Raw genomic sequence first — 14,589 nt, forward strand, 5'->3', positions numbered from 1 at the left:
TAGTGAAGCCATTTTAACTTCCAAAACCAACTTGTACCATAATGCTCAAAGAAAAGCATTTTGGTACAAATTAATTTTCAAATTTCAAGTGTTTTATCTTTATAAGGAGCGATAAAAATGAGTAAAATAGAAATTTTTGACCCAGCCATGTGCTGCTCTACAGGAGTATGCGGTCCTAGCATAAACAAGGAGCTTTTAAGGGTTGCTACAGTTATTAACAATATGCTTAAAAAAGGAGTTAAAGTTACTAGGCACAATCTTTCTAGTGAACCTCAGGCTTTTATAGATAACCAAAAAATAAATGAATGTTTAATGGATAAAGGTGCAGATATGCTTCCAATAACTCTTGTCGATGGTGAAATAGTAAAAGTTAAGGAATACCCAACAAATGATGAATTTGCCTCATGGTCAGGATTATCTAAGCGTGATATATCTCATTTAAGTATCAAAAAACCCAAGAAAAACTGCTGTTAGAAAGAAGGTTCATAATGTACAATTTATTTAACCCAGAAGGCATAAAACTAACTAAATATATATTTTTCACTGGAAAAGGAGGCGTTGGAAAAACCTCAACAGCTTGTGCAACAGCAGTCACACTTGCGGAACATGGCAAGAATATTCTTTTAATAAGTACAGATCCAGCTTCTAATCTACAGGATGTATTTGGTGTTGAACTTAATAATAAGGGAACAGCTATAAAAGATGTTCCTAATCTTATAGTAGTAAATCTTAATCCAGAAGAAGCAGCAAGGGAATATAGAGAAGCCGTTTTAGCTCCTTATAAAGGAAAACTTCCTGAATCTGTAATAAATAATATGGAAGAACAGCTTTCTGGCTCCTGTACTGTTGAAATAGCTGCGTTTAATGAATTTTCTACTTTTATAACTGATAAAAAAATAAATAAAAAATATGATCATGTTATATTTGATACAGCGCCAACTGGTCATACCTTAAGGATGCTGCAATTACCATCAGCCTGGAGTAATTTTATAAGTGAAAGCACACATGGAGCTTCTTGCTTAGGTCAATTATCCGGTTTGGAAGGCAAAAAAGAAATGTACAAAAATGCTGTTAAAATCCTATCAAATAGTAAAACAACTACATTAATACTAGTTTCAAGACCTGAATATTCTCCACTTAAGGAGGCTGAAAGAGCTTCTCTTGAATTAAAAGGTATAGGTATCAATAATCAACTTTTAGTCATTAATGGCGTAATGCCAACGGAAGCTAATGTTGATGAAATATCAAATAGCTTATATAACAGACAACAGCTTGCCCTTAAAAATATCTCAGAAAACTTAAAGGGTATGACCACTTATGAAATACCTTTAAGATCTTACAATGTTACAGGAATTGATAATGTAAGAATGATGCTAAAAAAGGACACTGTCGAACAAAGCAGTAATAGGCTTGATACCAAAAACTTAAAAGGTATAAAAAGTCTTATTGATGATTTGTATTCAAATAAAAAGAAAGTTATTTTTACCATGGGAAAAGGGGGTGTTGGTAAAACTACTTTAGCTGCAGCCATAGCAATTGGGCTTTCAGAAAAAGGATTAAAAGTTCACTTAGCTACAACAGATCCAGCAGCTCATTTAAAATTTGTCATAAGTGAAAGTGTTAATATAAAATCAAGTAAAATAGATGAGAAAGAGGAACTTAGGAAGTATAAAAAAGAAGTATTATCAAAGGCTAGAGAAACTATAAGTGAGGAAGATATTGCATATATAGAAGAAGATTTGCGCTCACCTTGCACACAAGAAATTGCAGTATTTAGGGCCTTTGCGAATATAGTTGATAAAGCAGAGAATGAAGTGGTGGTTATAGATACAGCACCTACCGGGCACACCTTACTACTTTTGGATTCTACTCAAAACTACAATAAAGAAATACAAAGATCCGAGGGCGATATTCCAAAATCAGTTTTAAAGCTTCTTCCTAGGCTAAGAAATAAAAATGAAACTGAAGTAGTGATAATAACCCTTCCCGAAGCAACTCCTGTATATGAGGCAGAGAGATTACAAAAAGATTTAAAAAGAGCAGGAATTAATAATAAGTGGTGGATAATAAATTCAAGCTTATTTTTTTCTAATACAAAAAGTGATTTTTTAAAGACAAAAGCTAAAAGTGAAATTAAGTGGATAAATAAAGTAAATGAAATTTCTTCTGGTAATTTTGCAGTTGTTGCTTGGAACAAAGAGGAACTTAAGGACAACAATCTAAAAAAGTTGATAAAATAATCTAATGCTTGACTTCTTCCATCATTTCACCATAAAAGATATGTAATATAATCAAATTTTTTCTATGGTGAAATGAAGGAAATTTAACTACTATTGTGAATTGTACGCTTTAGAAATACTTTGGTAGTTGATTTGCATCCAAAACAACTATTTTATTCCATACTTCTTTGCTGCAATATGCCATATATACGCTTTTGCCATATTTCTGAAATTTATCAGGCAATACTTTAAAACCGTACTTTTCATAAAAAGAAGCTCTAAATCACTGTGGAGAAAAATTACACTTTGATTTTCTTTATATACAGTTCCAATAGTTTTTTGCAAAAAGTGCTTGTCCATATCCTTTACCTCTAAACTTTTCCGGAGTAACAAATGATCCTATTCCATATGCACTGATACCTTCAATTGGCTTAAATTTAAGCAATATTATAGACGTTACTATTTCACCATTTTCCTCCAAGGCATATCTTGTCCCAAATTCGTCTTCCTTACCATTATCTAAACAATACTTTTCAAAGGTTCTATTTTTGCTCCAAACCTTATATCCAAGCTTAAAAATATAGTCTAATTCTTCCTTTTTTACTGTCCTAAAAATCATGAATTGACCCCCTAATTTATTAAATTTTTTATATTATATCACTAACCTATATAATAATTAAGAATTACTTTTTATATAATTCTTCAAATTATTTTTTACCCCTTTGACTATATTGACTATATCCATATAAGCCTGCTGAGTTCCCTTAACTACAATAGGTCTTCCAAAGCTAACCCAGTGTAGTCTTCTAGAACTAAAACCTCCTATTTTCATGAGTAAATTTACAGTTGGCATAGTATCAACTATCATAAGCTCATCCATATTAGGTTCCAAAATAGAGTACATATCCTTAATTGCTGGTATCACCAAGTCTGGTTTATACTGTCTTGCTAGTGTGTATACTTTATTTTTATGTTCATCATCACCAATATAAATAAGGTGCCCCATATCCGTTTTTGTTATCTTGTCAAAGGTAGGCATTTTTAATAGTTCCTCCTTTGTAGGGATCCTATCCATTGGTAATTTATTTATATGCATATTGGCCGCTGCGGCTGTTGAATGTGCTCCCCCAACGTCATGGTAAACAACTATCATATCTTCCACCTGCTCTATTTAAGTATTTTTTAACATAATTCTTAATATAAATAGTGTCTTACCAAACTCAAAAAATATTCGCTTACTTAAAAATTTCCTCTTCATATTTTCTTTTAGCAGCTAAGCACCCCATTAAAAGCATCAAAAAGTATAATATATAAATAAGCATTGTCTTAAAAGAAAAAACAAACTTTAAATTTGAAATTTCAATATATACTACACTCATAAGCAAGCTCAACACAAGCGGCCCAAAAAAAGCAGCACATAATTTAACTGCTATGAGCTTTTTAAACTCATTTTGGGTAATTCCTATTTTAAACAGTTTATCATATAACTTTTTCACCATGCGTATCCCAAAGGATGCCTTATAAAAAATTATAGTTGAAAAAATAATAAAGCATAAAATCACAGTAAAAGTATATGTGAAGGATATAAAATCCACTCTATTAGCCATTAGTAAAGTATCCATATTTCTATATTGTAAATTATATATGTAATTAATTCTAACATAGGATATAACCATAAAACTTAAAAATGCAAGCAAAAATGTAAGACTGCGACCCGTATCAAATATACTCTTAATACTTTTTATTTGTATATAATTTTTAAACTTGTTTTTTTAATTGCCTTATTTACAAGCCATATAAATGGATTAAAAGATAAATAAACTACAAGCATACTTATAAAAACATTTGTAACATAAAACTCCATACTTTTAGAAAATTGTGCCGACATTTTTTTATAAAGTACACATGCTATTAGTATTGCTATAAGTATTTCTAGCTTTCTATTTTTACTTTTCATTGGTATAGGCTTATTTTTATACCTTAAAATTTCTTTAGCATCAAGAAGTCTAGAAATTCTACAGACCTTATGAACTATCAATATAAATATCCAAAAAAATAATATAAGCACATTAATATAGTTTTTATATGTAATTTCGAAAGGTACATTTTTAAGTCCGCACAGCTTAATTATTGAAAGAAAAAATATTTTAGAAAATATTCTACCAAAAGAAGTGCCCCAAATAAGGGCTGTAGTAAGTAATATAGTGCTTTCTATTAAAAGCAGCCTTTCTAATTCAACTTTAGTTATTCCAAGCAAGATAAATGTTTTAAATTCACTTGTTCTCCATTTCATATAGCTATCATAGGAATATACAATAAATATGGAGATACACATCATTATGTATATGATAGAAAGCCTTACTATATCGTTTATAAAGATACTTTCATTATTTTTTAAAATATAACTATTTAAAATTACCGCAGAATATATAAAATTTATCATTATAGCAAAACCTACAGATAATATAAAACTTACATATCTAAAAAAATTAATCTTTAAACTTTTAAATAAAACCTTTTTATATTTCATCTACTTCACCACAGATTATGGCAAGACAATCTAATATTCTATTAAAAAAATCCTTTTTTCCTTCTTTTCTATAAATTTCCGTATACATTTTTCCATCCTTTATAAAAAGCACCCTTTTACAAAAACTTGCTGCATAAGAATCATGAGTTACCATTATTATAGTGCTGTTTCTATTTTCATTTACCATCTGCATATACTGCATAAATTTTGTAGCAGCCTTTGAATCCAGATTTCCTGTGGCTCATCTGCCATTATTATTTTAGGATTTGTAATAAGTGCTCTGCAAGCCGCTGCTCTCTGCTGCTGACCTCCAGATACATTATAAGGGTATTTATCTTTTTCCTCCCATATATTAAAAAACTTAAAAAGCTGCTCTACTTTATTCCTTATACCTTCTTCATCAACATTGTCTCTTATAAAAAGAGGTAAAATGGCATTTTCCTCTAAAGTCAAATCATCAATCAAGTTAAAGTCTTGAGATATTATGCCTAAGTTTTCCCTTCTAAAAATAGCCATATCATCTCTTGTAATATTGGTTATATCCTTACCCATTATCTTTACATTTCCAAGGGTTGCTTCATCTATACCACTTAATATATTTAAAAGAGTTGTTTTTCCGCTTCCTGAAGGACCCATAATTGCAGTAAACTCTCCTTCTTCAATATTTAAACTTATTCCATTTAAGGCATTATTTAAATTAATTTCAAGCCTTCCACCGTAAACCTTTGTTATATTTTCTGCTTGAAGTACGTACAAAAATTTCACATCCTTTACATAAAAAATATTATAGATATATTATAAAAAAGTTATTTAATATAACAAATCTTTTTATATTAATATTGACTTACATTTTTGTAAGTATTAAAGAATTTCCTTGGAAATATACGTGATTTTAACAGAAGTACCTTCACCAACCTCTGATTCAACTGATATTTCGTGTCCAAGATTATCAGCTATCTTTTTGCAGATATAAAGTCCTATTCCAGTTAGAATTTTCAAATTTTCTTCCATTTTCTCCTGTAAAGAATGGTTCAAAAATTCTCTTTAAGTCATATTGAGGTATTCCAACACCCTCATCTCTTATAATCATATGTGTCTTATTATCATCCCTAATTATATTAAAAAAAATATATCCTATCCTATTTATCTTAGAATATTTTATTGAATTTGAAACCACTTGATCTATTATGAAACTGCTCCATTTTTTATCTGTAAGTACTAAAGCTTTATCCATATTAAATTCAATTTTAGGGAATACATTTCCATATATAAACTGATTTTTTCTTGAATTGATTATCCTTTTAACAAGCACAACAAGATCAACTACCTCTGGCTCATAGTCTCTTGAAAATTGATCCAATCTTATTACATTCAGTACTTGATCCAAACCATTTTTTATTTTGTAATTTTCTTCTTGAAGATTTTTTATAACTTCTTTATCTACATTATCTTTTTCTCTTTGAATTATTAAATTTATTACAGAAACAGGTGTTTTCATGTTGTGAATACACTGAGAAATGAAATACTTTATATCAGAATTTCTATAATCTATTTTGCTTATTTCTTCTGCATACTTTTTATGTATCTTAAAAATGACCTCTTGGGCCATCCTTTGTTCTGGAGTCGCTGCCTCAAGATTATAATATTCTCTCTCTACTCCTCTAGTTAAATTAACATTAAATCTATAATATTTAAACCACTCCTCAGTTATAAAAATAATATATATAGAAAATACGAGAAGAAGTGGATAAAAAAGTCTGTTATATTCCTAGAAACATAAAAATAAAAAAGTATTATTCCTGAGCTTAAAAAAAAGCTTATACTATAAAAAATATTCTCCTTTAAAAAGTTTTTAATGATTTTTTTGTACATTTAAAAACTCCTAACATAATGTAATATTTACTTCTAAAAAGTTATGTAGTATCCAATGCCTCTTTTATTTTTAACAGCATTTTCTATACCTATTTCACTAAGTTTATTTTTCACCCTTGTTACATTTACAGTAAGTGTGTTATCATCTACAAAGGAAGATTCATCCCATAACTCTTCCAGTAGTTCTTCTCTAGTAACAACTTTATCTACGTTTTTTAAAAGCTTACTTATAAGCTTAAGTTCGTTTTTAGTGATATCTATAGATTTATTTTTATAGCTCATTTTAAACGTATTTTTATCTAAAGTTATACCATTAACCGTAAAAACCTGCAAACTATCCTCTGAATACTCACCATATGTCCTTCTAATGGATGCCTGAACCTTTGCAAGCAGCAGTTCAAAGCTAAATGGCTTTGTTATATAATCATCCGCCCCAATTTCAAGTCCTCTTATTTGCTCACCTTCACTGTCTCTAGCAGACATAAATATTATTGGAGCTTTTGATTCTCTTCTAAATATTCTGCACAAATTAAATCCATCATAGTAAGGCAAATTAACATCAAGAAGTACAAGATCTGGTTTTATCTTTTCAAATTCTTCCTCAACTTTTTTTGAAATCATTTATATTAAAAACTTCATAATTATACCTTGTAAGATATTCCTCTGTAAATTTACAAAGCTTTTTGTCATCCTCTATTACTAAAATTTTATACATAACTTCCTCCAATCTTGCAAACCACATTATATGCATAGTGTTTAAAATTACTAACGTCATATAATTAATATCATTTTAATTTATGTAATAAAAATTATTATATCATTAAACATAAAAAATAAGTGTATTGATAAAATACCAAATACACTTAAAAACACAATAATCATTAAATTTTATATTAATCTTTTTCAAGAATGCTATACATTACAGGAACTATTATAAGTGTAAGCATTGTAGATATCACAAGACCTCCTATAACAACTATACCAAGTCCCTGAGAAATTACCGCTCCTTCTGAAAAACCTGCTGCAAGTGGCATAAGTGCCATTATCGTTGCAATTGCTGTCATAAATATAGGTCTTATCCTTATAGAACCCGCTTCAAGCAGAGCTTCTCTTACCTTCATTCCTTTTTTCCTGTTGCTCTGCACCCTATCTAAAAGAACTATAGCATTAGTTACAACTATTCCTATAAGCATGAGCATTCCTATAAGTCCCGGAATACTTAGTGGCTCTCTTGTTATAAGTAAGGCGAATATGGCTCCTACTGCTGCAAATGGCAGTGAAAATAGTATTGCAAACGGTGCTTTAGGTTCTCCAAAGGCAAGCACCATTACTATATAAACCATGAATATTGCTACAAGCATTGCCATACCCATTTGAGAGAAGCTATCACTTATACTTTTAGAACTTCCATTTTGAGTGAAGGTAACTCCATTTGGCATTCCTTTAACTGCCTTAATTGTATCCATAGCTTTTTTAGAAGCCTCTTGAGTATCTTTTACATTTATATCCGCTGTAACTGAGGCATACTGGTTTCCATTGAGCTCAGCTACACTTACAGGTCCATCTGCTATCTTAACCTCTGCTATATCGCTTAAATTAAAATTTCCCGATGCTCCCTGAAGCTGAATTGATTTCACCTTATCTAAAGAGTTAATATCTTTAGTATCATATCCCAAGTACACATTTATATTATTTTTTCCTGATTGTATTGTAGTAACACTGTTGTAATTCATAATGCTTTGGACCATTCCAGCTGCTATCATTGGTGAAAGGCCTTCATTAGCGGCCTTAACACTATCTATAGCCACAGAAATTTCTGGTTTTTTAGCCGAAAGAGTATTGCTTACATTTGTAAGTTCCTTCACTCCTTTAAGTGCTTCTGTAGCCTTATTTGCAGCTTTTGTTATATCGTTTATGTTGTTTCCGTTTACTAGTATTTCAACATTATCCTTACCGCCACTAGTTAGACTTTGAGCAGCAACAGAAATCTTAACATCTTTATTGGACATTTCTGAAGCTTCTTTTATGATTTCATTTGCCACTTTATCATTTTTAACTCCATCCTTAAGAACTATAGTCAGTTTACCTGCATTACTCCCTTGAATAGACCCAGCTGAAGATGAACTTGAACTATTGTCTCCAATAGAACTCACTACAGTTTTAACATCTTTTCTCCCTACTAAATACTTTTCAAATTCCAAAGCTTCTTCATTGGTCTTTTCTGAGGAAGTTCCTGGAGCCATGGTTATTGTTCCATTTAGCACATTGGATGTATCAGATGGCAGGAATTGAACTCCAACACCCTTAATGAGAAAAAGTGATAACGCAAATATAATTATTGAAATCCCCATAACTGCTGCTCTATGGTTAAGTGCTCCGCTAAGCACCTTCTTATATAATCCTACTGCAGCTCCTTCTTTCTTTTCTGACTTTGGTTTTTCATTCAATATCATAAGCCTGCTCATTACAGGAACAACTGTTAATGCAACCAAAAGAGATGCTAGAATACATATTACAACTGTTAATGCGAATGGAACAAATATCTTTCCTACTATTCCGCTTATCATAGCCAGTGGTAAGAATACTGCTACGGTAGTTATTGTAGAAGAAGTTATTGCAGAGGAAACTTCATCCGTTGCTACTTGAACTACCTTGTCTTTCGGCACATCATCCTTTAAAATTCGCCTGTGAATATTCTCAATGACAACAATAGAATCATCAACTATACGTCCTACTGCTACCGCCATTCCAGAAAGAGACATTATATTTAAGGTTATTCCAAGCCTAGGAAGAAGTATTAATGCTATAAGTATTGAAAGTGGTATGGAAACTACAGCTATTATAGTTGCTCTTATATTTTTAAGGAATATAGCTATAACAACTATTGCAAAGACAGCTCCTAGAACACCTTCTCTAACCATTCCATTTACAGAATCCTTAACATACTTTGAAGAATCATTTATCTTGTTAAATTTAATTCCGCTGTTTGATTTTTGTAAATCATCAAGAGAGCTTTCTACATCCTTAGCAATATTTACGGTATTTCCATCATCAGTTTTATAAACATTCATTATTATACTATTTTTTGTATTGGATCTTATAAAATAGGTTTCATCAGCATTTCCTCTAGTTACTGTTGCTACATCTTTAAGGTAAATAACCTTAACCTGCATAGAAGAGCTTGAACTATTAGAAGCGCCACTATTTGAGCTTGAACTACTGCTTGCCTGCATTGATGTTGAAGGCGTTGAAGATGATGAACCCTTTGCTTCGCTAGTTAGTGCTTTACCATTTTGCACCTGTTCACTCATAAGCTTATCAAGCTGCTCCTGAACCTTTTGAAGTGCAGTTTGTGCACCTGATATTGTTGCCTGTGCTACTGCTTTGTCTTTAACCGATGAATTTGGATTACTTAAAATTGCCTGCTCAGATATTATTTGAGCCTGTGCTTTTTGCATTTGACTCAATATTGCAATGGCCTCTGTATTTCCTCCAACCATCTGTCCCATTTGTCCCATGCCTTGTCCAAGCTGTCCTACTGCCTGACCTAATTGTCCCATACCATGACCAAGTTGGCCAACAGCCTGTCCTAATTGAGTCATTCCACCTTGAACTTTTTGGAAAGCTTCTCCCACAACTTTTGTTTGGTTTGGAAGCACTGCTATAGGCATAGCTTTTACATCATCAACTGTATAAAGTTTTTTAGTCATTTGTATAGGAAGTGTACTATTCCCTATGTTTACATTACCTGCAGGAAAAGATATATTATTTCCCTGCAATGCAGTCTTTACATCCGAAATTGTCAGTCCATTTTCCTTAAGCTTATCATTATCTAATTTTATGTATATATCATCTTTAGAAGTTCCTTGTACATCTACACTTGATACTCCCGAAATCCCACTAAGCTTTGGTTCGATTTTATCATTAACTACTTTGGTAAGTTCATCTATATTTTTGCTGCTCTCTATAGAATATGTCATCACAGGAGCGCTTCCCATACTTATTCTCGAAATTGTTGGTTTCTTAGCGTTATCAGGAAATTTAACTTTATTGACAGCATCCTCCACATTTTTTTCTGCTTTATCCATATCAGTAGAATAATCAAATTGAGCTATTACTATAGATACATTTTCATTTGATGTAGCTCTTACATCCTGTATTCCTTTTATACCTGAAACTGATTTTTGAATTGGCCTTGATATATCATTTGCAACATCCTCTGGTGATGCTCCTGGATATATAGTTACAGCTGTTACAACCGGTATATTTATATTAGGCATAGATTCCATGTTTATAGTCTTTGCGGAATAAAGCCTCCAGCTGCAATAAGTACTATTATAAGAAATATAACAAAAATATTTTTAAGAGAAAATTTAGTTAATCTGTTCAATATTATATCCTCCATTCACATAAAACTCGTAATATATACAATTTTATATGGTTAAGAAGATTTATTAAATTTATTATGCTTAAAAAAAAGCTTACAAAGTTGTAAGCTTAAAAATAATATCAATTCTCAATATTATACTTAGGATACTCTTTAAAATAATCACTTCTTATAATTTCATCTGCTATGTCCAAGCCCTTTAAAGCCTCATTTTTCTTATCTTCACTTTCAGTACTTCCTATAAATTCACCGTTAGACCACACTGCATAACTTTCTTTCGTATTAAGCAAATTACGTCCCATAGCTGTATTTATATATTCTTTCTTATCAGCACCCATGAGATATAAAATTGTTGGCATCAAATCAACCTCTCCACCAGTCGTCTTTATTTCTTTTCCCTTTATGGAATTATCACTGCTATATATAATGAGAGGTACTTCCTTATGGTTGTCAATCATCCAGCTTTCAGCACCTTTTGTATTTTCGACCTCACTCTGATAATACTTATGAATTCCACAATGATCTCCATATATTACTACTGCAGTGTTTTCCAAAGCTCCACTCTTTTTTAAATCATCAAGAAATATACCTATTTGTTTATCTTCATAATGTACACTTTGGAGATATCCACCAAGATGTGAGCTATCAAGATCACTGCTTAGCTTAAGCTCTCTATACTGCTTAGGTAACTCAAAAGGAGCATGTCCAGACATTGTTATAACAAAATTATAATATGGATTTTCACTATTTTTAATCCTTGATTCAGACTGCTTTAAAAAACTTCCGTCGCTAAGCCCTAAGCCTATAGTTTCATTTTGATTATACTGTGAGGAATCAATACAGTTCTGGAAGCCTATAGCCTGTAATGCCGGTTTCCAATTCCAATATGAAGCTTTATCTGCATGCAGTGCTTGAGTATAATATCCTTCTCTTTTTAATATATTAGGCAGTGAATTATAGTATTTATTATCAGGATACCTAAAAAATGTACTTCCTGAAGCTACAGGATAAATTGACGTATTTGTCATAAGTTCAGCATCAGAAGTTGTTCCCTGGTTTACTTCTTCATTATAATTATTAAAATATAAACTATTTCCTAATAATTTATTTAAATTGGGAGTTATCTCCTGACCATTTACTTTTCTATTTATGACAAAGTTCTCTAGAGATTCAACTTGTATAACAAGCAGATTTTTTCCTTTAAAAATTCCACTATACTGATTATCCGGTAAATTACTTGCATTTTTCTTTTCAAACCAAGTCTTAATCTCTTGCTTATTATCATTTGTCAATTTTAATCGTTTAGAATTTTTAAAGTAATTATACGCATCTAAGTATTGATAACCTACAGGAGATAAATTACAAATTGTTATACTTGGTTTCCACTTTGCTTCAAAGAAAGTCTGTTCCTTATCATATAATTTCAAAGTATTAACCTTATAAGGAATATAAATAGTAAACCGTGCTGCAACAATAAATAATACAATGAACAATGCAATATTTCTTGGATACTCCTTATACATTTTTTTTCCTCATAATACAGTATGGTATCAATATAAAAACATCTAAAATAAACAAAATATCAGATTTATGTATTAAGGAAAAAACAGTAGAAGAAAGGTTGTCCAAATTGCCAGTTTCTCTTAAAGAATATAATGTTGGAAATGAATTGAATCCTCTGTAGTACCACACATCTATCACAAACAAAATAGATAGAACTACATTCATCACTAATAAAAACCACATATGCCCTCTATTTTTAAATAAATAAGAAAATGATACAAGTATCAATATAAAACATAAATATATGTATAAATGTGGAATTTGCATGTAAGATGTTATAATATCTTCAAAAGTTGGTCTCTCATACGACACATTTCCTATAACTAAAAGTGACTTTATAATCAATGCAATGATTGTATAATATACAAACTTACTTTTAGGCAAAAAATCAACTATTTTTTTTAATACTTTTATTAAATTTTCTTTCTTGTTAATTTGTTTAACGGTATCAATATACACTAAATCACCTCGTAGTAAACTTATCCATTGATAATTATTACAATTATATTACAAAGAGGTTACAAAAGTATTGCAAGATTGTTTCTATTGTGTTACATTTTCAAAATATAGATGAGCAACTTGAAATATTAAAATTATCACTATTAAATTCATCCTGACAAACTGGAATTTGTGAAGTAACAATGCTTCGTGGCGTTAAAAAAATCCTATAAATCTAAGGTTCAAAAATCATAAAATACTAAGATATTTCAATAACTCGCTATTGCTCAGACAGATTGAAATATCTAAGTATTTTACAATTTTTGAGCCAAGATTTATTAGAATTTTTTTAAATCGTTCCTTCAGCATTGTTACTTCACTCTCACAGTAGTGCAAGGAAAAAATTCCTCCGTACCTACGGAATTTTAGCATAAATCTTTGTAATACATTATTTAATCAGTTTATAATCATTTTCATTGTTAACAGTGTATTTTTCGTAGAGAATCGGATTATAGAATGTACATAATATTTCGTTTAAGAAGGATAATGGGCAAAGCCCAAACCTCGTATATGTGTATATTCCTTGCTTTTTCGATCTAAGTGAAGTGATGTTGACTTGGGATGGTTTAAATAAAGCTTTATAAATCTTAGATGATAAATCGTAAAAGTCTTAGAGAATTTAATCTGTTTGAGAGTATGCGAGTTATTAAATTCTCTTAGATTTTTAGGATTTATCGTCTTAGATTTATTAGCTTTATTTAATATTCCAAATCAATATCACCTCGCTAAATTCCAATTTTTCTTTCTAATTTACACCAAATTCACTTACTAATTTTTGGAACAATCCTTCAATGTTCTCCTTAAACCACCTGCAAAGCATTGTAGACCAATTAGCATACTTGCAAAGCACAGTTTTATTAGAGTTTTCTGATTCATAATACTGACTAAAATAATCAGATACAGCAGGCAGATGTAAAATCAATTACTGCATTAATAGAATCTTCTCCGCATAAAATTTGACTTATAAAATAATCGCCATGAGTATTCTTATATGTAAATTTATCAATATTAAGTTTAATATCTTTTACCTTATCTAAAAGCTTAATCCTATATTCTAAATCAATGATATTCTGCTCACTTAATGGTGAAATCCCCTCTAAAGCTTTGTGAATTTTGCCAAGTATAACCGCACTTTCTTCCATAAACCACTGGGGCGCCGTATTCATTTCTAGAACCTTACCTTTTTCAAAACTTTGCAAGTGAAAAGTATGTCCTAAATATTATCCTAAATACTTACCATCCTTAGTTTTATAAAATTTTGACACTGGAATTCCATTTTTCAATAAAACCTCATTGATTAATGGCTCTTTATCAGGATGATTCATAAATATCATTTCTATATCCTTAAATAGATACTCCTCACTTTTAGAAATAATCTTAAAACACTCTGAAGAAGCCTCTTCTAAAATAGGTTTTATCTCCTTAATCTCACCAATACCGTAATTATTATCAATTATTTTTCTTATTTCTATCATATTAAAAATTTTATTCTTCATTTTACTTTCTCCATACTTAAACTT

General features: G+C 30.5%; 14 protein-coding genes and 2 pseudogenes. 2 read left to right on the forward strand and 14 right to left on the reverse strand.

The features are described from left to right. Positions 1 to 117: 117 nt before the first annotated feature. Together arsD and arsA are read left to right on the forward strand one after the other, a co-directional pair. Positions 118 to 474 carry an arsenite efflux transporter metallochaperone ArsD gene (arsD, locus tag AGR56_RS01950; RefSeq protein ID WP_053240929.1) on the forward strand — a complete coding sequence of 119 codons (357 nt, stop codon included), beginning with the start codon at positions 118 to 120 and terminating at the stop codon, positions 472 to 474. Positions 475 to 488: 14 nt separating this feature from the next. Further along, positions 489 to 2,240: an arsenical pump-driving ATPase gene (arsA, locus tag AGR56_RS01955; protein WP_053240930.1), complete on the forward strand. Its 1,752-nt coding sequence runs from the start codon at positions 489 to 491 to the stop codon at positions 2,238 to 2,240. A 147-nt stretch (positions 2,241 to 2,387) separates the two neighbouring features. Here the strand turns inward: arsA and AGR56_RS01960 are convergent, their stop codons facing one another. The 14 genes and pseudogenes from AGR56_RS01960 to AGR56_RS21100 form a co-directional block, all read right to left on the reverse strand. Next, entirely contained in the window at positions 2,388 to 2,579 is a 192-nt protein-coding gene (locus tag AGR56_RS01960; RefSeq protein WP_053240931.1) for a hypothetical protein, read from the reverse strand. After that, a complete protein-coding gene (locus tag AGR56_RS01965; RefSeq protein WP_053240932.1) occupies positions 2,536 to 2,838 on the reverse strand; it encodes a GNAT family N-acetyltransferase in 303 nt (100 codons plus the stop codon). Before AGR56_RS01965 ends, AGR56_RS01960 begins: the two co-directional genes overlap by 44 nt. Positions 2,839 to 2,895: 57 nt before the next feature. Then, a complete protein-coding gene (locus AGR56_RS01970) occupies positions 2,896 to 3,372 on the reverse strand; it encodes a DUF3189 family protein (protein ID WP_053240933.1) in 477 nt (158 codons plus the stop codon). Positions 3,373 to 3,454: 82 nt separating this feature from the next. Continuing rightward, positions 3,455 to 3,841, reverse strand: a complete 387-nt coding sequence (locus AGR56_RS21075; protein WP_242851243.1) for a hypothetical protein — start codon at positions 3,839 to 3,841, stop codon at positions 3,455 to 3,457. Positions 3,842 to 3,960: 119 nt separating this feature from the next. Continuing rightward, positions 3,961 to 4,749, reverse strand: coding sequence for an FtsX-like permease family protein (locus tag AGR56_RS21080; RefSeq protein WP_242851244.1), 789 nt, complete (start codon positions 4,747 to 4,749; stop codon positions 3,961 to 3,963). Further along, positions 4,739 to 5,505: pseudogene (locus AGR56_RS01980) on the reverse strand (ABC transporter ATP-binding protein). The gene AGR56_RS21080 and the pseudogene AGR56_RS01980 overlap by 11 nt, the downstream one beginning before the upstream one ends. A gap of 105 nt (positions 5,506 to 5,610) precedes the next feature. Then, on the reverse strand, positions 5,611 to 5,760 hold the full coding sequence (locus AGR56_RS21085) for an ATP-binding protein (protein WP_242851245.1): 150 nt from the start codon (positions 5,758 to 5,760) through the stop codon (positions 5,611 to 5,613). After that, positions 5,699 to 6,358 (reverse strand): sensor histidine kinase, encoded by a 660-nt coding sequence (locus AGR56_RS01985; protein ID WP_242851246.1) that lies wholly within the window; start codon positions 6,356 to 6,358, stop codon positions 5,699 to 5,701. The genes AGR56_RS21085 and AGR56_RS01985 overlap by 62 nt, the downstream gene beginning before the upstream one ends. Positions 6,359 to 6,654: 296 nt before the next feature. Further along, a pseudogene (locus tag AGR56_RS01990) lies at positions 6,655 to 7,336 on the reverse strand (response regulator transcription factor). 178 nt (positions 7,337 to 7,514) lie between these two features. After that, positions 7,515 to 10,910: an efflux RND transporter permease subunit gene (locus tag AGR56_RS01995; protein WP_242851248.1), complete on the reverse strand. Its 3,396-nt coding sequence runs from the start codon at positions 10,908 to 10,910 to the stop codon at positions 7,515 to 7,517. A gap of 220 nt (positions 10,911 to 11,130) precedes the next feature. Further along, positions 11,131 to 12,531 carry an LTA synthase family protein gene (locus tag AGR56_RS02000; protein ID WP_242851249.1) on the reverse strand — a complete coding sequence of 467 codons (1,401 nt, stop codon included), beginning with the start codon at positions 12,529 to 12,531 and terminating at the stop codon, positions 11,131 to 11,133. Next, positions 12,524 to 13,030, reverse strand: a complete 507-nt coding sequence (locus tag AGR56_RS21090) for a hypothetical protein (protein ID WP_242851250.1) — start codon at positions 13,028 to 13,030, stop codon at positions 12,524 to 12,526. The genes AGR56_RS02000 and AGR56_RS21090 overlap by 8 nt, the downstream gene beginning before the upstream one ends. A 932-nt stretch (positions 13,031 to 13,962) precedes the next feature. Further along, positions 13,963 to 14,268, reverse strand: coding sequence for a hypothetical protein (locus AGR56_RS21095; RefSeq protein ID WP_231017411.1), 306 nt, complete (start codon positions 14,266 to 14,268; stop codon positions 13,963 to 13,965). A gap of 21 nt (positions 14,269 to 14,289) precedes the next feature. Then, positions 14,290 to 14,565 (reverse strand): hypothetical protein, encoded by a 276-nt coding sequence (locus tag AGR56_RS21100; protein WP_242851251.1) that lies wholly within the window; start codon positions 14,563 to 14,565, stop codon positions 14,290 to 14,292. Positions 14,566 to 14,589 lie beyond the last annotated feature (24 nt).

Source organism: Clostridium sp. DMHC 10, assembly GCF_001270375.1.
Taxonomy (GTDB): Bacteria; Bacillota; Clostridia; order Clostridiales; family Clostridiaceae; genus Clostridium_S; species Clostridium_S guangxiense.